The organism is Streptomyces sp. NPDC104106 (genome assembly GCF_055584345.1).
Map to the genome: position 1 here is coordinate 441650 of NZ_JBVJMF010000004.1, position 18759 is coordinate 460408.

Consider the following 18759-nt stretch of genomic DNA (forward strand, 5'->3'; position numbering starts at 1 on the left):
AAAGGCTCGCATGAACCATCGCGAAACCCGCGTCCTGCGCCTGGACGCGCTGGCCAGGGTGGAAGGCGAGGCCTCCCTCCACCTGCGTGTCGATGGGAACGCAGTCGCCGAGACACGGCTGCGCATCTACGAACCGCCGCGCTTCTTCGAGGCCTTCCTGACCGGTCGGGGCCACACCGAGCCTCCCGACGTCACCGCTCGCATCTGCGGCATCTGCCCGGTCGCCTACCAGATGAGCGCTTGCCGGGCGATCGAGAACGCGTGTGGTGTCACGGTGGACGGCCCGCTCGCGGAACTGCGGCGTCTGCTGTACTGCGGCGAGTGGATCGAGAGCCACACCCTGCACATCTACCTGTTGCATGCCCCGGACTTCGTCGGGCGTGCGGATGTCGTGGAACTCGCCCGCGACCAGCGTGCCGCCGTCGAACGAGGCCTGCGGATCAAACAGACCGGCAACGCGATCCTCGAACAGCTGGGCGGACGCCCCATCCACCCCGTGAACGTTCGGATCGGCGGTTTCTACCGGACGCCGGCACCGGATGAACTCCGTCCACTGGCGGAACGGCTGCGGCAAGCCCGGGAGGACGCGCTGGAGACCGTCCGCTGGGTGGCGGCGTTCGACTTTCCGGACGCCGTGTGTGACCACGACCTGTTCGCACTGCGCGATCCCGGCCGCTACGCCATCGACTCCGGAACACCGGCGGTCATGGCCGCCGACGGCCACGGCGGGGCGCCGGGCGAGTTCCCCCTGTCCGCGTTCGAACAGCACGTCCGGGAAGAGCAGGTACCCCACTCCACCGCCCTGACGGCCACTCTCGACGGCCGCCGCTACCTCACAGGTCCGCTGGCCCGCTACGCGGTCAACGGCCGGTGGCTGCACCCCGTGGCCGCCGAGGCGGCGCGAGACGCCGGACTGGGCGACCCGCTGACCGGCGCCGTCTGCGACAACCCCTTCCGAAGCATCGTCGTACGCGCCGTGGAAGTGGTACAGGCCATCGAGGAAGCCCTGCGGATCATCGACGGATACGAACGACCTCCCCTGCCGGCCGTCGAGGTACCACCGCGCCAGGGCGTCGGCTCCGGAGCCACCGAGGCGCCCCGGGGCCTGCTGTACCACCGCTACGCCCTCGCCGAGGACGGCACGCTCACCGAGGCCCGCATCATCCCACCCACGGCCCAGAACCAGACGGCCATCGAGGAGGACGTGCGCAAGGCGGTCCAAACGCGACTGGAAGCGGCCGGGCCCGCCGCCGACGACGAAGAGCTCACCCATCTGTGCGAACGGGCCATCCGCAACCACGACCCCTGCATCTCCTGCGCCGCCCACTTCCTCGACCTGACCGTGGAACGTCGATGAACAGCCGGGTCGTGGTGATCGGCGTGGGCAACACCCTGCGCGGAGACGACGGGGTCGGCCCGGCGACAGTGGAGGCCTTGCGGGACCGTGTCCCGGACGGAACCGTCCTGACGGTCAGCGACGGCGAACCCGCACGGATGCTCGACCTGTGGCGCGGCGCGGACACGGTGGTCGTGGTGGAAGCCCTCCGGGCACGGCCCGCCCGGCCGGGGGAGCTGCACACTCTGACAGCGGCGGACGCGGCCTCCCGGACAGCAGCTACGGCGAGCACCCATGCGCTCGGTCTGGGCGAGTGCCTTGCCCTGGCGGAGGTACTCGGGCAGCTGCCGCAGATGCTCGTGGTGCACGCCATGGAGGTGGCGGACGTCGAACTCGGCGCGCCCCTGAGCGAAGCGGTGCGGTCGGCGCTCCCCGAACTGATCGACCGGGTCGCCGCTTCCGTTCGGCAGGCCTACGGACCGAACCACGAGGACTAGGTCCACCTCAACGCCGCACGCATGCGCGGCCCCGTGAAAGGCGGTGAGGACAATGACACTTCCTCTGGTGGTGGGCGTCGACGGATCGGACTCGTGCCTGCTGGCGGTCGACTGGGCCGTGGACGAAGCCGCCCGTCATGGTGTTCCGCTCAGGCTGGTGTACGCCTCCTTGTGGGCGCGTTACGAGGGGGGCCTTCCCTCGATGGGCCCGAGGCGGCCGTCCGAGCAGGTGCTGGCCGAGCACATCGTGGCCTCGGCGGCCGATCGGGCCGAACGGCGCAACCCGGATGTGATGGTCACCACCGCCATCGTGCCGGAGGACGCGGTGGACGCTCTCGTGCGCGCGGGCGGCGAGGCGTTCGCTCTGGTGACGGGTTCGCGCGGTCGTGGTGAGCTCACGGGTCTGCTGCTGGGGTCGGTCGGTCTCGGGGTGTCCGCCCGGGCGCACTGTCCGGTGGTCGTGGTCCGGGGTGATCGCGTGGGCCTGCAGGGTGCGCACGAGCGGCTCCTGCTCGGTCTGGGCGAAACGGACACAAGCGCGGAGGCCGTGCGTTTCGCCTTCCGCGAGGCCGAGGTGCGAGGGTGCGTCCTCGATGTCGTGCGGGCCTGGCGCAGGCGTGCCTATGACAGGAGCGGCGACCGGTTGGAGCCCGGCGGACCGGCGGACACGTCCGAGGAGAGCGCCTCCGCCGTGATCGATGCTCTTCTCAAGGCGGCGAGCGCTGAGCATCCGCATGTCCGGACGCGCCCGGCGGCCCTGGAGGGACCGGCCGGCAAGATCCTCGTCGACCGGTCGGCCGCTGCGGATCTCGTGATCGTCGGAGCACGGCGCAGAACGGGGCACCTCGGATTCCAGCTCGGCCGCGTGAGCCATGCCCTCCTCCACCACGCGCAGTGCCCTGTCGCGGTCGTACCCGGACGGCAGTGAGGCGCTCCCAGGCATGCTGCGAGCGCTGACAGCACCCTCGCCCCTGCTGTCCGCCATGCGGCCGGATGCCCATCGCTGGCGGTGTGGCGACGGGTCCCGCAGTGTGGAGAACAGGGGCGGACCGGCCGGTGGGCACGGACACCTGAGCAGAGGTGGGACGCATGGACACGGATGTCTCGGAGCCACGGGTCGTGGTCGGTGTCGACGGGTCGCAGTCCTCGTACGAGGCCCTGCGCTGGGCCGTACGCTATGCCGGGCTGGTCGGCGGCACCGTGGAAGCGGTCGCCGTTTGGGAGCTGCCGGGCCTGCACGGCTGGTCGGGGCCCGCGGTGGACATGGACGTCGACGAGGAGGAGACCCGGCAGAAGATGAGCCAGGAGCTGACCGACGTGCTGGGCGAGGAGGCCGTGGGCTCTGTCCGGACCCGTGTGGTGCACGGCAACCCCGCCGATGTCCTGCTGCGGGCCGCCGAAGGAGCCCAGGCCCTGGTGGTGGGCAGCCGCGGCAGGGGCGGGTTCGCGCGTGCCCTGCTCGGCTCCGTCAGCCAGCACGTGTCCCAGCATGCGAGCTGCCCGGTCGTGATCGTGCGCTCACAGAAGCGGTGACCCGAGGCCAGGGACTGTGGGGCCGGTTCACTGGAACGCCGCGTGAATCTCCTGCTCGGTCGCCTCGTGGGACATGAGCAGGAGTTCGTCGCCGGGGAGCAGCAGCACCTCGGGGCGCGGGACCGTGGGCCGGCCCTCGCGTACGAGGGTGGCGACCACGGTACCGGCGGGCAGCTCGATCTCACCCAGCTTGTGCCCCGCTGCCCGGGACTCCTCGCTGATCGCGGTCTCGATGACCTCGACGCCCGCCTTGCTCAGCCGCAGGAGCGCCACCGTGTCCGTGGCGCCGGTGGCCTCCTCGATCAGGGAGATCAGCGGTGTGGCCCCGGGCACGGCCACGTCCACGCCCCACCGCTGGTCGAAGAGCCACGCGTTCTCCTCCCCGTTGACACGCGCGGCCACTCGTCCCACTCCGAACTGCCGCTTGGCCAGCAGGCTGATGACGAGGTTGTCCTCGTCGCGGCCGGTGGCGGCGATGACGAGGTCGCAGGTGAGGGCCCCGCATGCTCGAGGAGTGCCGGCTCGCAGGCGTCTCCCGCTACGACGCGCACGTGCGGCAGGTCGCCGAGTTCTGCCAGCCGGTCGTCGTCGTACTCGACGAGGGTGACGTCGTTTCGGGCGGCGGACAGCACCTGGGCGATCTGGGTGCCGAGCCGGCCCGCGCCCGCGATCAGGACCTTCACGTTCCGAGCTCCTTGTCGAGGAAGCCGCTCAGCCGGGCGAGAGCCGTCGCGGCGACGCTGAAGGTGACCAGGTCACCGGGCTCGGCCAGGACACCGTGGGCGGGGAGCAGGTGCCTGTGACCAGGTCGGTGCCCATGAACACGCAGTTACGAGCCTGCAGCGGCGGCCCCGACGGTACGGGTTCGGCAACGCGGGTGACGGGATCGCTCTCGCCGGTGAGCGCGGCGTTGTTGACAGCGGCTTCCTGCGCCTCGATCAAGCGGCAGTCGGCAGGCACCGCGTCCCCGGCCTCAAGGATCACCACATCGCCCGGCACCAGACTCCGCGCGGACAGCTCCTGCCGCTCTCCGGCGCGCAGCACCCGGCAGGTGCGCGGCAGCATTGCCTGGAGGGACTCCGCGGTGAGCTCTGCGGAGTACTCCTGCGCGAAACCGATGCCGGCGTTCAGCAGCACCACGCCGAGGATCGCCAGGGCCAGTTGGAGGGTGGCCGGATCCCGGGGCTTGCCCCAGCAAGTACGCGAGGAACGTGATGGCCGAGGAGACGAGCAGCACCACCGCGAAGAGGTCGGTGAACTATGCGACGAGCCGACGCCACACATGGCCTCGGCCCACGCCGGGCAGTTCGTTGCGGCCGTAACGGTCCCGGCGCGTGGCTGCCTCGGCCGACGTGAGACCGAGCGGGGAACTCCCCAGGGCGGCGAGGACGTCGGGGACGGGCACTGCGGAGAGGGACGAGGTGGGGGTGTTTCGCCGATCCGGTGGCGCCGTCGTCGTCACGTAGGTCGGCGGTCCGCCCTCGCGCAGGGCGGCCGTCGCCTGCCGAGCCGGGTCAGGGCTCATGCGGGGCTCCGGTCTCCGAAGGCGGGCCGGGCGGCTCCTGCAGAATGCTCCAGGTGACCGGTCCCAGCAGGTCGGCGAATCGCCGGAAGAGGTCGAGGAACAGGTCGTCGATCGCCAGGACGCCCACCACCCGGCCTGCGTCGAGAACCGGCAGCCGGCGGACCCCCGTGCGGCGGAACGTCCGGTAGGCCACCTCCAGGTCGGCGGTGGCTTCCACCGTGACGACACGTGGCGACATGACCGCGTTCACCGAGGCCTTCGGATCCAGGCCCCTGCCCATGCCGCGTACGGCGAGGTCGCGGTCGGTGACTATGCCGCGCAGCACTCCGTCCTCGACCACGAGGACGGACCCGACGGCGCACTCGACCATCCGTCGGGTCACCTCGACCAGGGACACATGGGGTTCGACGCATACCGGAGGAGCGGTCATCGCCCCGGAAACCTTCATGCGACCACTCCTCGGTGCCCGATGCTGTCCGATGGGGCTGTTCAGAGAATGTCGAGCAGATCGGCCACCGGCCGACGTGGGCTCGCGGGGCCTTCGGGGCCGTAGCCGAGCCTGATCACCATCTGGACGTGTGCCATGGACGAGACGGGGTCGCGGACGGCCCACCGGATCTCAGGCCATTCCAGGGGCTGCGAGGTGACCGAGGCGACGAGGCCGTCCGCGGTGACCCGAAGCAGCACCCGCTCCAGTGCCTGACCGGCCACGAGCCAGTCCACGGGCCCGTCGCGGGCCGTGCCCAGCAGGGCGATGGTCGGGTTCTTCTCGAAGGGTGCCCAGCCACGGCCGGGCATCGGACGGCCGACGGCGAAGTCACGCACAGGAGCCGAGGTGCCGCGCTGCCGAGGACCGAACGCCTCGCCCGGGATGCCGTCGGCCACCCCAGCGGCATGGGGCAGTTCTGTGTGCGTCCAGCGCGCTGTTTCCTCGCGCACGTCCGGCGCGAGCGCCTCTCTGCCCTCTCCGTCCCGCACCAGTTCCAGGATCGACTGCGCATGCCATGCGCCGGGGAACAACAGCTGGGCCCCCTCGTCGCGGGCCGCTCCGGACAGCCCCTCCCGCACATCGCCGGGGATCTCCTCGTCCCGGAAAGGCAGCCGACTGGAGTGGCGGCGCCGGATCGCAGGGCTCAGCCGGGCGAGCGCTCCGTCGGGCGGTCCGGTGCCGCACAGATGTACTTCGGCGAGGAAGTCCGGGTAGGCCGAGTCGGGCAGCAGGCGGACCAGCGGCGCCAGGCCCGCCGCCGCGGCGGCCACGCGCAGGTTCAGCAGCGCGGCGCCGCAACCGATGTGCAGGCCCCGATTCTCGGGGTCGGTCCGCGGCATGCTGCGTTCCAGGTCGGCGTACAGGCGGAGCACGCCGATGTCCCGCAGGTAGCGGAAGGTCCAGGGCTGTGCGTTGTGCAGGGAGGGGGCTGCGGCGGCGTCCGCCACGAGTGCGGTGACGGTGTTCACGTCGAGGGGTTCTGCAGTCATGGCGGCTTCCCTTCGTGCCGGACCTGGGTTTCACCCCGGTGTCGGGACGGCGATGACAGGGCAGGCGGCGTGGTGCAACACGCCTTGGCTGACCGAGCCCAGCAACATGCCGGTGAAACCTCCACGGCCCCGGGTTCCCACCACGAGACCCAGTGCATGCGCCGAGGCATCGGTGAGAACTTTGACGGGATGCCCGAGGACCACTTCGTGACGCAGGTCGACCTCGGGGAAGCGGGCATGGCGGCCTGCCGCGATCTCGGAGAGCAAGCGACGGCACTCCTGCTGCGGCTCGTACTCGTCGAAGATCCGGAGCGGTCCGGGCTCCCGGACGAGCAGGGCCCGCAGCTCGGCGCCGCGCAGGGCCGCCTCCTCGAACGCCACGTCGACCGCGGCAGCGGAGTGTTCGCTGCCGTCGACGCCGACGACGAAGTAGGCCGGCTCCTGGGTGATGTGTTCCGGCTCGGGAACGACCACCACGGGACAGTGCGCATGGGCCATGACCGGCAGGGCCACCGAGTGCGAGCCGAACACCTCCTGCCTGCGGCTCAGGTGCCGTGATCCCAGCACGACTGCGGCGGCGCCGCGACTCTGCTCGCGCAGGACCCACACCGGTTCGCCCTCCGCGAGCAGAACGTCCACCCCGAGCTGGGGGTGCCGGGCCGCGACGAAGCTCGCGGCCTCCTCCAGCGCCTGCCGGCCGGCTTTGTGCAGCGCCTCGTTCCACTCCTCCCACGACGGTGGGACTTCCCGCCCGCGGTAGCCCCCGGTGGGCATGCCCTCGACATGGACCAGGCGCAACGGCAACCGCCGGCGGGCGGCCTCGTCGGCCGCCCAGGCCTGCGCCATCCGATGGCCGGGATCAGGATCGAGCCCCACCACGATCGGCCGGCGGTCAACGGGCCCGGACATGGCCGTCTCCCGTCAGCAGATGGCAGATGCAGGCGTCAGGTCCTGGGAAGTACAGGGTCACCCGTCCGCTGTCGGTCCAGCGCACGTCGCAGGGCGGGCTGCCGTCCGGGTGCTGGAGGCCGACGATCTCGCCGTCAGGTGCGATGACTCCGGCCGTGGTCCCCCGTACGACGATCCCCTCGCCGACGCGGGTGCGCACCGAGGCGCCTGTCGCCTCGATGCCCGTAGTCGGTACGGCCTGGTCGTTCTTCTTCAGTGGTGCGGGAGCGGACATCGCCCTCGCCTCCTCCCTGCTGTGGCGTGGAGGGAATGCCGCCGCCGATTCCATGGAAGTCTTCGGGGCTGCCGGCCTGCCAGGGGCCATTGGTCCCCGTGGCGGCCCTGTCGACCCTCCGCTTGCGCGGGGACGGTCAGTGTGTGTGCGCCGAGAGCGGTACGGAGCGGGAAACCGGCGTGTCCGAGGGGGCGACGCGCTGCTCCGGGCGCAGTCGCGCTTCGATGCCGGCGCGCACCGAGGCGGTGAGCCGCGCAAGAGCCTCGGACCATATCGGCGGGACCGGCTCGGGGTCTTTGATCCGCAGTGCCGGGCCGGGGAGAGCGGCGAGGTCCTCGCGGAATCGCTTGCGGGCGTCCTGCCAGTGGTCCGGCGGCCCTGTCCGCCGCCCACCGCGCATGACCGTGCGCAACAGTGGCTGAGCAGAATCCGGAGGACCTTCCCCGGCGAGGGCAATCACGTCGGGCCGTCCGGCGCGGCGGAAGACCTGCTTGCGGCCCGGGGCCGTGACCTTCGCCGAGGACAGTTTCATCACGGGGCGGCCGTCGTACTCGACGAGCTTGTATGCGGCGTCCAGGTAAGGGGCGTCCGCGGCCACACCCACCTTCGTGCCCACCGCGTACACATCGATCGGTGCGCCGGCGCCTACCAGATGGTCCACGCCGTACTCGTCGAGCCCGCCGCTGGCCACGATCCGTACGTCGGCCAGTCCGGCAGCGTCCAGAATGGCGCGTGACCGGCGCGAGAGCGCGTCGAGGTCACCACTGTCCAGGCGGATCGAGCAGCCAGGTCCGCGCCGGAGCTCGGCCAGAACCCGAGCGGCGACGCGCACGCCTTCCTCGGTGTCGTAGGTGTCGACGAGGAAGGTGACGGGGCCGGGGTGGGCGTCCGCGAACGCACGGAACGCCTCCTCCTCGCCGGGGAACGCCTCGATGTAGGAATGCGCCATGGTGCCCGAGGCCGGGATGCCGAGGGCCGCAGCCGCGGCCACGTTGCTCGTACCCGCGAACCCCACCAGGGCACCCAGGCGGGCGGCCTGCAGGCCCGCCCACGGGCCGTGCGTGCGACGCAGAGAGAAGTCCACGACCGGCCGTCCGGCCGCAGCCAGGACACAGCGCGCCGCCTTCGACGCGACCACCGTCTGGTGGCACAACTGGTTCAGCAGGTACGTCTCGACGAGCTGAGCCTGTGGAAGCGGGGCGGTCACCTCAAGGAGCGGCTCACCGGCGAACACCGCATGGCCCTCCGGCACGGCGCGCACTTCGCCCTCGAAGGAAAGACCGAGGAGAGGTTCGACATCCTGGACAGGACGGTGCAGCGCGTCCGCGAACCCCTCGATGTCGTCCCGCTCCACGCGGTAGCGCGCCAGGAAGTCCAGGGCGGACTCCAGGCCCGCGGCGACCAGGAAGCCCCGGCCGGGTGGGAGGTCGCGGACGAGGAGGCTGAAGGTGGCCGGAGCCCGCATGTCCTCCCGGAGGTAGGACATGGCCATGGTCACTTCATAGAGGTCGGTGGTGGTGACGTCGGACATGGTGATCGCCGCCGAGTGTCTTGGTTCCCTGGTTCCCAGTCTGACCGCGACCGCTCAGGACGAAAGGGACCTCAGGTCCCGAGTCGTGGGCTGTTCGGCCTCAGGGCCCACCGTGACCGGCGGCCCAGCGGCGCCGCACTGCTTCCTCGTGCTCCGCCTCCTCCAACGCCAGCTCCGCCACGGCCAGTTCGTCTTGCAGCCGAGGGATCCAGTGCCGGCGCAGGGCGCGGACCCGCTGCCGCGTACGTACGGCCTCGGCGGCTAGCAACTCGGCGGCTGCATGGTGGCCGGCGAGTTCCGCCGCGGCACGGGCCGCGGCACGGTAGGCCGTCCCGGCGTGCGCGAGGGCGGTGTTGGACGGTGTCTGTTCCCACGGGGAGCGGACGGGGTCCGTCCAGGCGACCGCTGCCGGGTGGCGCACGCCCATCAGCGCGTCCCACTGGACGTCCACACGCGCCCGCTCCGTCGGCGCTGCCTCGGCCAGCGCGCGTTCGCCGCCGAGCAGCACTCCTCGCACCAGCCAGGTTTCCGCCTCGGCCAGCTTCCGTCGCCATACCCGGCCCGCGTCCTCAGCCGCTTGTCGTGCCGTGCGCTCCCGGTCCAGCAGGAGCCGGAGCTTGCGTTCCAGGAGGTCCGCTCCGCGAACCGCCGTGGCGAGGCTGCGACGCAGCCGCAGGCGCCCGGCGCGTCCGGCCGGTACCCGGCGCGCCCGCGGACTCATCCTGCCTCCTGGTCCTGCGGCGGAGCGTGCGCGTCGAGCAGGTCGGCCGGAAGCATGCCGAGCTGGCTGCGCGGCAGGGTCAGCAACACTTCCCAGGCCCGGTCCAGGGCGTGGTCCAGCGATCGGTTCTCGTCGGTGCTCTGCGCCAGGAACCGGTGCCGGAAAGCGTCCTCCAGGTCCAGATGACGCAGATCGGTCGGGCTGAGTGCCGAGCGTCCGATCAGGTCGGCGAGCTCTCGCACCTGCCGGGACCGGGCCAGCGCGGTGATCAACTGCGCCGCGACGGCGGGATGGTCCGCGCGGGTGCGTCCAGCTCCGGTTCCCTTGCGCATCAGCCGCGACAGCGAGGCCAGCGGATCCACGGGCGGATACGTACCTGCCGCCTGCGCCTCGGTGGACAGCACGATCTGGCCTTCCGTGATGTAGCCGGTGAGGTCCGGGACGGGGTGGGTGATGTCGCCCGCGGGCATGGTGAGAACGGGAAGGATGGTCACCGACCCCGGCCGCCCTCTGATGCGGCCACAGCGTTCGTAGAGGGACGCGAGGTCGCTGTAGAGGTATCCGGGGTAGGCCCGGCGGGCCGGAATCTCGCCACGCGCGGCGGACACCTCCCGCAGCGCCTCCGCGTAGGCCGTCATGTCCGTCATGACCACCAGGACGTGACGGCCCCGCGTGAACGCCAGGTGCTCGGCGACGGTCAGGGCGAGTCGCGGGGTGAGCAGCCGTTCGATCACCGGGTCGTCGGCGGTGTTGAGGAGCAGGGCCAGTTCCCTCGCCGCCGAGCGGGCCGCCAGTCCTTCGCGGACGAACGCCGTGTCGGCATGGGTGAGTCCCATGCCGGCGAACACAACGGCGAACGGCTCACCTCCGCACGTCGCCTGGGCCGCGATCTGCACGGCCAGTTCCAGGTGCGGCAGCCCGGCCGCCGAGAACACCGGCAGCTTCTGGCCCCGCACCAGCGTGGTGAGCACGTCCACGGCGCCCACACCGGTGAGTACCGCCTCGGTGGGCGGTTCCCGGCGTACCGGGTTGATCGGTGCGCCGCCTACCTCCGCGTACGACCCGCCCAGCACCGGTGGCCCGCCGTCGGCCGCTTCGCCCCGCCCGTTGCAGACCCGTCCCAGCCATCCGGTCCCGACCGGGATCCGCAGTGGCGTGCCGGAGAAGGCGACGCGGGTGCCGGTGCGCTTCATGCCGGCCGTGTCCTGCAGGACCTGCACCACCGCGATGTCGCGGTCCACTTCCAGGACCAGGCCGTGTCGTCGTTCACCGGAGTCGAGGACGATCGTGGCGAACTCGTCCCAGCCGACCCCGCTCACTCCCTCGACGAACAGGAGAGGACCGCGCAGATCCCGCACCCCCGTGTACTCGATGCCCCCGGCGCCGGTCACGCCGCCTCCTCGAGCCGGGCCAGCACGGTGTCGCGGGCCGCGGCCACCGGCGCGGTCTCGGCGGGGCCCGCCGTCTCGCGCGCCCGCAGCAGAGGGGTGAAGTCGACCGCTTCGACGGCATCCGCGGGAATCCCGGAGTCCACCAGTTCCAGGCAGCGGTCGACGACCGTCAGCACGGCCTCCACCAGGGCCGCCGTCTTCTCGGGCGCGCTGTAGGCGTCCGCCGGGGACAGCGCGTTCTGCTGGATCGCGGCCTCGCGCAGCAGCCGTCCGGCGAGCACACTGATCCGTTCCCGGGGCGGCAGCGCCGTGATCCCGACCAGCTCGACGAGGTCGGCCAGCCGGTCCGCCTCCGCCAGCTGCCGCGCCACACGCCCACGCCGCTCGGCCCACTCGGCGTCACCGGCCCGCGCATGGGCGGCGGCCAGTGTGGCGGCGTCCCGGGAGAAGGACTCCGACCAGGACACGGCCGGGTAGTGGCGTGCGTAGGCGAGATCGCGGTCCAGGCTCCACAGGCAGCGCACGAAGCGCTCGGTGTGCGCGGTGACGGGCTCGGTGCGGTCACCGCCCGGTGGAGACACCGCGCCGATCACCGTGACCGAGCCGGTCGTGCCGCCTAGGGTGCGCACGGCGGCGGCCCGCTCGTAGAACGCGGCCAGTTGCGAGGCGAGCCCCGCCGGATAGCCTTCTTCGGCGGGGAGTTCGCCCATACGGGAGGCGAACTCGCGCAGCGCCTCCGCCCAGCGGGAGGTCGAGTCGGCGATCAGGACGACGTCGAGGCCCATGTCGCGGAAGTACTCGGCGACCGTCGCGCCCGTGTGCACGCCGGCCTCGCGGGCCATCATCGGCATGTTGGAGGTGTTCGCGATCGTCACGGTCCGTTCGGCCAGACGGCCGCCGGTCCGCGGATCGGTCAGCTCCGCCAACTCCTCGATGACGTCCGCCATCTCGTTGCCGCGCTCGCCGCAGCCGACGTAGACGATGACGTCGGCGTCGCACCACTTGGCGATCTGCTGCAGCAGCATGGTCTTGCCGGTGCCGAATCCGCCGGGCACGGCGACCGTACTGCCACGTGCCACCGGGAAGAGCAGGTCGACCGCCCGCTGCCCGGTGTTCAGGGGCACGTCCGCCGGCAGCCGCCGCGCGACCGGTCGCGGTCTGCGCACCGGCCAGGACTGCGCCATCCGCACCTCCTGGCCGCCCACCACGGCGAGCACGCCGTTCGAGAGGTGATCGCCCGCCGCCGCGATCCACGTCACCTCACCCGACAGGCCCGGGGGCACCAGGAGCCGCAGCGGCACGCCCGCGCCGATCCGCCCGAGGACGTCACCGGTCGCGACCGGCGCTCCCTCGGCCACTCGCGGTGTGAACGACCAGGTGCGTCGGTCCGGTTCACGGGTCGTCGGTCCGCTCGCCGTGAGAAGGTCGCCGATGCCGGCCAGAGGGCGCAGCAGCCCGTCGTACACGCCGCCGAGCAGATCCGGTGCCAGCCGCACCGACAGGGGGCGGCCCTGGGGCTCCGCAGGGTGCCCGGGCGCAAGTCCGCCGGTGTACTCGTACGCCTCGATGGTGGCCGTGTCGCCGTGGATGGCGACCACCTCGCCCGGCAGCCCGGCGGCACCCAGCACGACCAGGTCGTGCATGGCCACCGTGGGCGGACAGGTGATCTCCACGAGAGGGCCGGCGACACGAAGGATCCGTGGGCGGTCGGCGCCGTCCGGCGGAGCGCCGGGCGTGATCTGCGGAAGCGTATGCCTGCCCGACGAGTCCGACGAAGGGTTGCCGGAGCTGGTCATGCCGGCTCCCACAACGTCTCGGCCCGGGCACCCAGGCGGTCCAGGGCGCGATCGGCGAGGGCGCCCGCCGACAGGTCGACCCGGCGGCCGGGCGCCTCGGCCGTCACCCCGCCCCCCGAGGTCGCCGTGACCCTCGCCTGCGGACCCAACAGCTTTCGTGCCGCTTCCTCGCAGCGCGACCGCAAGGACGCGTCCTCCGCGAATTCCCTGCGCACCCCTGCGTGGACCGCAGCCCTGAGAGCCGCGTACGCCTCGGCCCTGGCCGCCAGTTCCGCCGCCCAGGCGTCCTGGACCGCTCGCACCCGTTCCCGTGCCGCCTCGGCGGCACCGTCGGCTCTGCCGAGGTCCCGGGCCCGCGTGAGCACCGCCTCGGCCGTGGCGCGGGCCGAGCCCAGGGTTTCCTCCGCATCGGCCTGAGCGCGGTCCCGTACGGCGTCGGCCGAGGCCCGCGCCGCGCGCAGCAACTCGGCGCGTACGGGGCTCAGCGCGTCGACGGGAGCGGTCATCCGGGCATCACCACCGTCAGTGGCCTGGACGGGTCCGGCGCCGTCGCCGCGCCGCCCAGCGCTTCGGCAGCCTCGGCCGTGAGGATCACGAGGCCGACCGTGCGGGGCAGCGTCCGCCAGGCCCGGCGGACGGCGTCCGGATCCTCAGCGACGAGCACGTCGACCCCCGCCAGCGCCAGACCGGACACGCTGGTCCGTGTGCCGATGGCGGCCACGGTGGCCATCGTCATGCCTTTCCGATCAGCAGGATCGCGACCACCAGCCCGTACACCGCGATGCCCTCCGCGAGACCGACGATCACCATGGCCCGGCCGAACATCTCCGGACGTTCGCTCAACGCGGCCAGTGCCGCGGCGCCCGTGTAGGCGACGGCTATCGCGGCTCCTATCGACGCGCCGGCCACCGCGATGGCCGCCCCGATCAAGGCGGATCCGTTGACCCCACCGGACCCGGCGGCCTGTGCCGAGGCCTGTGCCTGCCCCGCCAGCGCGGTGGCGAGGACGACCAGGGCGCCGCCCAGAAGGGCGAGGTTCGTGGCCAGCAGCCAGCGGAAGGCGTGTCTGGTCCGGCGCCGGCGCAGCAGCCGGACGGCGCCGAGCACCGCGACCAGGACGGGAAGGACGATCAGCCAGGTGAGCATGGGATCACCTTCGTAGCGGGATCGGCAGGCTCCGCCGGGGGAACGTGCCAGGGACGGAACGGGCGGCCCTCCGTCTCGAAGAGCCGCGAGAAGAGTTCGTAGAACTCCAGCCGCAGCGCCTGCACACCGGCCACCAGGGCTTCCAGGCCGAAGGAAACGGCCGTGCCCACGACGAACAGCAGGGCGGCGCCCGAGACTCCGGCGGCCCCACGCCCGGCCAGGCCGGTCGTACCGCGCCACACCAGATCCGCGAGAGCGGCATGGGTCAGGCCGAATGCGGCCAACCGGGCGAAGGAGAGTGTGTTGGTGCCGGTCCGCACGACGACGTCGAACAGCTGTACCACCGTCTCGGCGAGTCCCGCACCACCGCCCGCGGTGGCCCGGAACAGGCCGGACGCCACCAGCGCCAGCCCGGTCACGGCAAGAGCGGCTCCGGCGACGGCCGGAGCCTGCCGGTGCAGGACCAGGCCTGCCGCGGCCAGAGTGAGGCCCAGGTAGAACATCAGCCCGGCGCAGCCCGACGCCGCGTACAGGGCCGAGCCCCAGCCGCCCTCACGCACCCGGTTCACCGCCCCGGTGGCGTGTGCGAGGGCCAGCAGACCGGCACCGAACACCACGGCGGCGGCCAGCAGACGGGCAGGACTCTCCAGGGGGCTCAGCCACAGCACCGGCAGCAGACCCGTCGGCCCGAAGAACTCGCCGTAGGCGGCCCCGGCCACCATGGAAGCGACGCCCGCACCCGCGAGGAACGGCCACAACCGGCCCAGCCCGGCCAGCCGGCGAGGCCACCCGAGGCGCAACGCGACTCCGCCGAGCACCAGCAGCGCCCCGTGCCCCACGTCGCCGAACATGATCCCGAACATCGCGACGTAAGTGAGGCCCGCCGGCCACGAGGGATCGACGTCCGCGTAGGCGGGCGTCCCGTACGTGGTCACCAGCGGGGTGAAGGAGGCGGCCCGGCTCGGGCGCAGCAGCGTCGGCGGATCGGTTCCGCGCGGGGACGGCAGCGGCAGCAGCGCGCCTCCCGCAGCGGCCAGACGTCCCGCGACGCGGGGTACCTCGGCCGCCGGGCACCACCCGGCCAGCGCGGCCACCTCTCCCTGCCGTACGGCGCCCTCCGCGCGCTCCTCCAACTGGGCCTCGCCCGCCAGCAGTGCGACGTTTTCACGGCGTTCGAGCAAGTCGAGGTCGGGCGTGGCGGCGGCCAAGACCGCTGTCGCGGGGCTTTCGGGACCGCCTGTCGCGCCCCGTCCCCGCAACCGCTGCAGTCGCACGGCCGCTGCGCCAGGAGGCGCTTCCTCGGCGCGGTCCAGTTCCACGCAGCCCTCCTCGGCGATCCGCACCAGAGCGTCCCGGAGAGCCGCCTGCGGCACGACCACCGCCACACGGCGCATCTGGACCGGCGTCACCGCCTCAGACCAGGGCATCGAACACCTCCCCGGGCCGGCCCCCGCGCGCCGCCGACTCCAGCGCCGCCCGCATCCGCCAGGCGTCCACGGACAGCAGCGCCACCGCACCGACGACCACCCGGGGCCCGTAACGGCCCTCACGCATCAGCGCCGCGCCGTCCGCCTGCACCGTCCGCCACCAGCGGGCCTCCGCCCGCCACAGCTCACCCGGTTCGTCGACGCCCTCCAGGGCCCAACCCGCGGACGAGGGCAGACGCTCGCGGAACTCCTGGTACGTGGAGGCGGCCGTCGCCCGCGTCCCGAGCAGCCGTGCCGCATCGCGCAGTACGGGCTCCGGAAGAGAGCGGTGATGTACGAACAGCTCACGAGCTGCCAGCAGGACGGCGCGTCCCTGGGCCCAGCGGCGCGCGGGCTGTACGGCGACAGCGGTGCGGCGCGCGGCGGCCATCCGCATGCCGGTGACCAGGGCCCACGGTGTGTCGCCGCCCGGGTCTCCCCAAGGCGAGGCCGCGAGCGCCGCCCGTGTCTCAGCGAGTGTCCCGGCGCGTTCCAGACTGCGCCAGGCGGTCTCCAGGGCGCCCAGCCGATAGGGATCCGGGGCCTCCGCACGGCGACCGTCGGATGCAGGCAGCCGGGAGGCCACGTTGGCTATCTCGAACCCGGCGGCGAGCGGAATCAGCAGGCGTGCACCGCCCCGGGGCAGCCAGCCGGCCAGCACCCGCAGGTGCCACAGCAGGGTGGCGGACACCGACCACTGCGCCTGGCGCAAGTCCGCCGCCGGCCGCGTGTGTCTGGCATAGGGCGTGGTCGCCAGGCGGTGCAGGGCGTCATCGAGTGTCGGACCACGTGCGATCTCCCGTGCCCCGTCGGTGCCCGGACACCGGCCGACGAGGGCCTTCGCGCGCACCGCTCCGGCGACCCACCCGGCACTCATGGCGCTTGCCGCTCCCCGCCTGTCAGGCGCAGGGCGTCGGCCACAGCGAGATCCACCAGGTGGGGCATACGTTCCACGGCCCGCTCGCGGATCGCCGAGGCAGTGTCGTCTCCTGCGGCGCGCAGGGCGTCCGCCTCTTGCCGCGCCTTGCGCAGCAGGGGTTCTGCGGCCTGCCGGCGAACCTCGGGAGCTCGCTCCCGCGCGGCCTCCACCATGCGTGCCGCCTCTCGCACGGCGTTCTGCCGGAGGGCCTCGGCCTCCTGCTCAGCGGCTGCCTGGATCTGCGCCGCCTCCTGCTGTACGTCTGCCAGCCGGGCGAGGGCGGGCGTCAGTTCCGCGGCGCGTTCCGCCGTACGGTCGGCGGGCACGCCGGTGGCGGACGCTCCCGGCGTGCCCACCGGACGGAACCGCTCCAGGAAGTCCCGCAGGCTCATCGGCGGCCTCCTGCCGGTCGGCTGCTCCTCCAGTCTCACCGTTGCCGTTCCGGCCCGCACCGGATAGAGCCGTCACGCCGTTCCACCAGGGCCGTTCGGCTCTTGGCACGGGCAGAGAGAGCGAAAGACTGGGACGGTAGGCGACTCGACGGAGTCAGGAGGCCGCCGTGAACGAGCACGAGAACTTCTCCGCGGAGGCCGAGGTCCGGCGGGACGTGCCCTGCCGCCCCTTCAGCACCGGCGAAACAGCACGGCAGGACACGTTGCTTCGCTACCTGGGTGCCGTGGCCACGGCCGCATCCAAGCATGTAGGTGCAGAAGCGCAGGCTCCGACGGCTGTGCCGAGTGCCACGGCCCGTCCCGCACCAACGTCCGCCCCGCTCACGCCGCAGTCCGCATCCGCGCCCGAACCGGGACTGCCCCTGGTGCGGGACGTGATGGACGTGCCCGCCGCCTCCCTGCGCGAAGACCTGCCCTACCGCGACATCGCCCGCACGCTGGCGCGCGAGCACGTGGGCGCGCTCCCGGTCGTGGATGCCGAGGACCATGTGGTCGGCGTCGTCTCGGAGTCCGACCTGCTCGCCAAGGTCGCCTTCGAGGCATCCGGTCACCGGCCCGGCCGTATCGGCCGGCTGCGTGAGCGCCGGATCCATGGCAAGGCCCGTGGTGATCTGGCCGGCGACCTGATGACAAGTCCCGCGATCACGGTGCTGCCGGGCGCGACCGTCGCCGAGGCGGCCTGGCTCGCCGCGCTGTCCCGGTTGAAGCGGATGCCTGTCACCGACCGCGATGGCCGTCTGGTGGGCGTCGTACGCCGTGATGCGCTGCTGCAGTCGCTCATCAGGGACGACGCCGGTATCCGGACGGAGGTCGAGGCGACGATCGCCGCGTGCTGCCCGCCGGGTGACCGGGAGAACGTCGAGGTGGCCGTGCACGACGGCATCGTGGAGCTGACCGGCCGGATGTCCTCGGTGACACTGGCCCGGCTGGTGGCGGAGGTCGAGGAGATCTCCGACGTGGTCGAGGTGAAGAACCTGCTCACCGCCGCCTGACCCCGGCCGCTCTCAGCGGGAAGAACGATCCTTGACTTCACGGGAGTCGTGCGGGCCGGATTCGTGCTGGTCCAGGTGGGAGGCGAGGACCGCCGCCTGGACGCGGCGCTGCACGCCCAGTTTGGCCAGCAGCCGTGAGATGTGGTTCTTGACGGTCTTCTCGGACAGGTACAGCTTCTTGCCGATCTCGCGGTTGGTCAGACCGTCGCCGATCAGCGCAAGAATGTCGCGTTCTCGCGGTGAGAGGGCTGCCAGTTCAGCGGGCAGCGACGGAACTTCGACCGGGTCCGCTCTCAGGGATCGCATGAGCCGGGCGGTCGTCGCCGGGTCCAGCATCGACTGCCCCGAAGCGACGGTGCGTACCGCCGACACGAGGTCGGAGCCCTTGATCTGCTTCAGCACGTATCCGGACGCCCCGGCCATGATGGCGTCCAGCAGGGCGTCCTCGTCGTCGAAGGAGGTCAGCATCAGGCACGCCAGTTCCGGCATCCGGTCGCGCAGCTCGCGGCAGACCGTGATGCCGTCGCCGTCGGGCAGGCGGACGTCGAGCACGGCGACGTGCGGTCGCAGGGCGGGGCCCCGGGTGAGCGCGTGTTCGGCGGTGTCCGCGTCGCCGACCACGGAGATGTCCGGTTCGGCCTCCAGGAGGTCGGCCAGCCCACGTCGTACCACCTCGTGGTCGTCGAGCAGGAACACGCGGATCGGATCCTGCTCGGTGAAGGTGCGTGTCACGGCCATGGAGACCTCGATTCCGCGAGCGATGGGACACTGCCGAATGTCCTCGATGCCGAT

The 18759-nt window shown here is 72.3% G+C and carries 22 protein-coding genes and 3 pseudogenes; 5 read left to right on the forward strand and 20 right to left on the reverse strand.

The window, feature by feature from the left end:
- Window positions 1–10: 10 nt before the first annotated feature.
- From ACZ60X_RS12755 to ACZ60X_RS12770, 4 genes are all read left to right on the forward strand, one after another.
- Window positions 11–1357: a Ni/Fe hydrogenase subunit alpha gene (locus tag ACZ60X_RS12755; RefSeq protein ID WP_469597001.1), complete on the forward strand. Its 1347-nt coding sequence runs from the start codon at window positions 11–13 to the stop codon at window positions 1355–1357.
- Window positions 1354–1833, forward strand: a complete 480-nt coding sequence (locus ACZ60X_RS12760; protein ID WP_469597006.1) for a hydrogenase maturation protease — start codon at window positions 1354–1356, stop codon at window positions 1831–1833. The genes ACZ60X_RS12755 and ACZ60X_RS12760 overlap by 4 nt, the downstream gene beginning before the upstream one ends.
- Window positions 1834–1885: 52 nt before the next feature.
- Window positions 1886–2761, forward strand: coding sequence for a universal stress protein (locus ACZ60X_RS12765; protein ID WP_469597009.1), 876 nt, complete (start codon window positions 1886–1888; stop codon window positions 2759–2761).
- 161 nt (window positions 2762–2922) lie between these two features.
- Window positions 2923–3366, forward strand: a complete 444-nt coding sequence (locus tag ACZ60X_RS12770) for a universal stress protein (RefSeq protein WP_469597012.1) — start codon at window positions 2923–2925, stop codon at window positions 3364–3366.
- Between the two features lie 27 nt (window positions 3367–3393).
- Here ACZ60X_RS12770 and ACZ60X_RS12775 read toward each other — a convergent pair whose 3' ends face one another.
- The 19 genes and pseudogenes from ACZ60X_RS12775 to ACZ60X_RS12865 form a co-directional block, all read right to left on the reverse strand.
- Entirely contained in the window at window positions 3394–3777 is a 384-nt protein-coding gene (locus ACZ60X_RS12775; RefSeq protein ID WP_469597440.1) for a TrkA C-terminal domain-containing protein, read from the reverse strand.
- Window positions 3757–4049 (reverse strand): annotated as a pseudogene (locus tag ACZ60X_RS12780) (NAD-binding protein); the annotation flags it as partial. The gene ACZ60X_RS12775 and the pseudogene ACZ60X_RS12780, both read right to left, overlap by 21 nt.
- Window positions 4046–4171 (reverse strand): annotated as a pseudogene (locus ACZ60X_RS12785) (TrkA family potassium uptake protein); the annotation flags it as partial. The pseudogenes ACZ60X_RS12785 and ACZ60X_RS12780, both read right to left, overlap by 4 nt.
- A gap of 44 nt (window positions 4172–4215) precedes the next feature.
- A pseudogene (locus tag ACZ60X_RS12790) lies at window positions 4216–4650 on the reverse strand (HAD-IC family P-type ATPase); the annotation flags it as partial.
- Window positions 4625–4891 (reverse strand): cation-transporting P-type ATPase, encoded by a 267-nt coding sequence (locus ACZ60X_RS12795; RefSeq protein ID WP_469597016.1) that lies wholly within the window; start codon window positions 4889–4891, stop codon window positions 4625–4627. The pseudogene ACZ60X_RS12790 and the gene ACZ60X_RS12795, both read right to left, overlap by 26 nt.
- Window positions 4881–5339, reverse strand: a complete 459-nt coding sequence (locus tag ACZ60X_RS12800) for a CBS domain-containing protein (protein WP_469597019.1) — start codon at window positions 5337–5339, stop codon at window positions 4881–4883. The genes ACZ60X_RS12795 and ACZ60X_RS12800 overlap by 11 nt, the downstream gene beginning before the upstream one ends.
- A gap of 41 nt (window positions 5340–5380) precedes the next feature.
- Window positions 5381–6370, reverse strand: coding sequence for an Acg family FMN-binding oxidoreductase (locus ACZ60X_RS12805; protein WP_469597021.1), 990 nt, complete (start codon window positions 6368–6370; stop codon window positions 5381–5383).
- 30 nt (window positions 6371–6400) lie between these two features.
- Window positions 6401–7279, reverse strand: a complete 879-nt coding sequence (locus ACZ60X_RS12810; RefSeq protein ID WP_469597023.1) for a universal stress protein — start codon at window positions 7277–7279, stop codon at window positions 6401–6403.
- Window positions 7263–7553 carry a DUF1918 domain-containing protein gene (locus tag ACZ60X_RS12815; protein WP_469597026.1) on the reverse strand — a complete coding sequence of 97 codons (291 nt, stop codon included), beginning with the start codon at window positions 7551–7553 and terminating at the stop codon, window positions 7263–7265. The genes ACZ60X_RS12810 and ACZ60X_RS12815 overlap by 17 nt, the downstream gene beginning before the upstream one ends.
- 136 nt (window positions 7554–7689) lie before the next feature.
- Window positions 7690–9084 carry a nicotinate phosphoribosyltransferase gene (locus tag ACZ60X_RS12820; protein ID WP_469597028.1) on the reverse strand — a complete coding sequence of 465 codons (1395 nt, stop codon included), beginning with the start codon at window positions 9082–9084 and terminating at the stop codon, window positions 7690–7692.
- 100 nt (window positions 9085–9184) lie between these two features.
- Window positions 9185–9805, reverse strand: coding sequence for a V-type ATP synthase subunit D (locus ACZ60X_RS12825; protein ID WP_469597031.1), 621 nt, complete (start codon window positions 9803–9805; stop codon window positions 9185–9187).
- Window positions 9802–11196: a V-type ATP synthase subunit B gene (locus tag ACZ60X_RS12830; RefSeq protein WP_469597034.1), complete on the reverse strand. Its 1395-nt coding sequence runs from the start codon at window positions 11194–11196 to the stop codon at window positions 9802–9804. The genes ACZ60X_RS12825 and ACZ60X_RS12830 overlap by 4 nt, the downstream gene beginning before the upstream one ends.
- A complete protein-coding gene (locus ACZ60X_RS12835; RefSeq protein ID WP_469597036.1) occupies window positions 11193–12992 on the reverse strand; it encodes a V-type ATP synthase subunit A in 1800 nt (599 codons plus the stop codon). The genes ACZ60X_RS12830 and ACZ60X_RS12835 overlap by 4 nt, the downstream gene beginning before the upstream one ends.
- Complete coding sequence (locus ACZ60X_RS12840) at window positions 12989–13498, reverse strand: hypothetical protein (protein ID WP_469597039.1); 510 nt, start codon at window positions 13496–13498, stop codon at window positions 12989–12991. The genes ACZ60X_RS12835 and ACZ60X_RS12840 overlap by 4 nt, the downstream gene beginning before the upstream one ends.
- Window positions 13495–13728 (reverse strand): V-type ATP synthase subunit F, encoded by a 234-nt coding sequence (locus ACZ60X_RS12845; RefSeq protein WP_469597043.1) that lies wholly within the window; start codon window positions 13726–13728, stop codon window positions 13495–13497. Before ACZ60X_RS12845 ends, ACZ60X_RS12840 begins: the two co-directional genes overlap by 4 nt.
- A complete protein-coding gene (locus ACZ60X_RS12850) occupies window positions 13725–14138 on the reverse strand; it encodes an ATP synthase subunit C (protein WP_469597046.1) in 414 nt (137 codons plus the stop codon). The genes ACZ60X_RS12845 and ACZ60X_RS12850 overlap by 4 nt, the downstream gene beginning before the upstream one ends.
- Complete coding sequence (locus ACZ60X_RS12855) at window positions 14123–15565, reverse strand: V-type ATPase 116kDa subunit family protein (protein WP_469597048.1); 1443 nt, start codon at window positions 15563–15565, stop codon at window positions 14123–14125. The genes ACZ60X_RS12850 and ACZ60X_RS12855 overlap by 16 nt, the downstream gene beginning before the upstream one ends.
- Window positions 15552–16481, reverse strand: a complete 930-nt coding sequence (locus ACZ60X_RS12860; protein ID WP_469597051.1) for a hypothetical protein — start codon at window positions 16479–16481, stop codon at window positions 15552–15554. Before ACZ60X_RS12860 ends, ACZ60X_RS12855 begins: the two co-directional genes overlap by 14 nt.
- A complete protein-coding gene (locus ACZ60X_RS12865) occupies window positions 16478–16915 on the reverse strand; it encodes a hypothetical protein (RefSeq protein ID WP_469597053.1) in 438 nt (145 codons plus the stop codon). The genes ACZ60X_RS12860 and ACZ60X_RS12865 overlap by 4 nt, the downstream gene beginning before the upstream one ends.
- Window positions 16916–17082: 167 nt before the next feature.
- Between ACZ60X_RS12865 and ACZ60X_RS12870 the strand changes: the two genes are divergently transcribed.
- A complete protein-coding gene (locus ACZ60X_RS12870) occupies window positions 17083–17967 on the forward strand; it encodes a CBS domain-containing protein (protein WP_469597056.1) in 885 nt (294 codons plus the stop codon).
- Between the two features lie 12 nt (window positions 17968–17979).
- On the opposite strand, the gene ACZ60X_RS12875 is transcribed toward ACZ60X_RS12870, so the two are convergent.
- Window positions 17980–18705 (reverse strand): response regulator, encoded by a 726-nt coding sequence (locus ACZ60X_RS12875; RefSeq protein WP_469597059.1) that lies wholly within the window; start codon window positions 18703–18705, stop codon window positions 17980–17982.
- Between the last annotated feature and the right edge of the window lie 54 nt (window positions 18706–18759).

What these genes read in the sequence shown, in the direction of transcription:
- ACZ60X_RS12820 (WP_469597028.1), bottom strand. Translation starts at nt 9,084, where the DNA reads ATGTCCGACGTCACCACCACCGACCTCTATGAAGTGACCATGGCCATG.
- ACZ60X_RS12770 (WP_469597012.1), top strand. Translation starts at nt 2,923, where the DNA reads ATGGACACGGATGTCTCGGAGCCACGGGTCGTGGTCGGTGTCGACGGG.
- ACZ60X_RS12810 (WP_469597023.1), bottom strand. Translation starts at nt 7,279, where the DNA reads ATGTCCGGGCCCGTTGACCGCCGGCCGATCGTGGTGGGGCTCGATCCT.
- ACZ60X_RS12875 (WP_469597059.1), bottom strand. Translation starts at nt 18,705, where the DNA reads ATGGCCGTGACACGCACCTTCACCGAGCAGGATCCGATCCGCGTGTTC.
- ACZ60X_RS12845 (WP_469597043.1), bottom strand. Translation starts at nt 13,728, where the DNA reads ATGACGATGGCCACCGTGGCCGCCATCGGCACACGGACCAGCGTGTCC.
- ACZ60X_RS12800 (WP_469597019.1), bottom strand. Translation starts at nt 5,339, where the DNA reads ATGAAGGTTTCCGGGGCGATGACCGCTCCTCCGGTATGCGTCGAACCC.
- ACZ60X_RS12760 (WP_469597006.1), top strand. Translation starts at nt 1,354, where the DNA reads ATGAACAGCCGGGTCGTGGTGATCGGCGTGGGCAACACCCTGCGCGGA.
- ACZ60X_RS12860 (WP_469597051.1), bottom strand. Translation starts at nt 16,481, where the DNA reads ATGAGTGCCGGGTGGGTCGCCGGAGCGGTGCGCGCGAAGGCCCTCGTC.
- ACZ60X_RS12765 (WP_469597009.1), top strand. Translation starts at nt 1,886, where the DNA reads ATGACACTTCCTCTGGTGGTGGGCGTCGACGGATCGGACTCGTGCCTG.
- ACZ60X_RS12840 (WP_469597039.1), bottom strand. Translation starts at nt 13,498, where the DNA reads ATGACCGCTCCCGTCGACGCGCTGAGCCCCGTACGCGCCGAGTTGCTG.
- ACZ60X_RS12835 (WP_469597036.1), bottom strand. Translation starts at nt 12,992, where the DNA reads ATGACCAGCTCCGGCAACCCTTCGTCGGACTCGTCGGGCAGGCATACG.
- ACZ60X_RS12825 (WP_469597031.1), bottom strand. Translation starts at nt 9,805, where the DNA reads ATGAGTCCGCGGGCGCGCCGGGTACCGGCCGGACGCGCCGGGCGCCTG.
- ACZ60X_RS12805 (WP_469597021.1), bottom strand. Translation starts at nt 6,370, where the DNA reads ATGACTGCAGAACCCCTCGACGTGAACACCGTCACCGCACTCGTGGCG.
- ACZ60X_RS12850 (WP_469597046.1), bottom strand. Translation starts at nt 14,138, where the DNA reads ATGCTCACCTGGCTGATCGTCCTTCCCGTCCTGGTCGCGGTGCTCGGC.
- ACZ60X_RS12865 (WP_469597053.1), bottom strand. Translation starts at nt 16,915, where the DNA reads ATGAGCCTGCGGGACTTCCTGGAGCGGTTCCGTCCGGTGGGCACGCCG.
- ACZ60X_RS12755 (WP_469597001.1), top strand. Translation starts at nt 11, where the DNA reads ATGAACCATCGCGAAACCCGCGTCCTGCGCCTGGACGCGCTGGCCAGG.
- ACZ60X_RS12855 (WP_469597048.1), bottom strand. Translation starts at nt 15,565, where the DNA reads ATGCCCTGGTCTGAGGCGGTGACGCCGGTCCAGATGCGCCGTGTGGCG.
- ACZ60X_RS12815 (WP_469597026.1), bottom strand. Translation starts at nt 7,553, where the DNA reads ATGTCCGCTCCCGCACCACTGAAGAAGAACGACCAGGCCGTACCGACT.
- ACZ60X_RS12795 (WP_469597016.1), bottom strand. Translation starts at nt 4,891, where the DNA reads ATGAGCCCTGACCCGGCTCGGCAGGCGACGGCCGCCCTGCGCGAGGGC.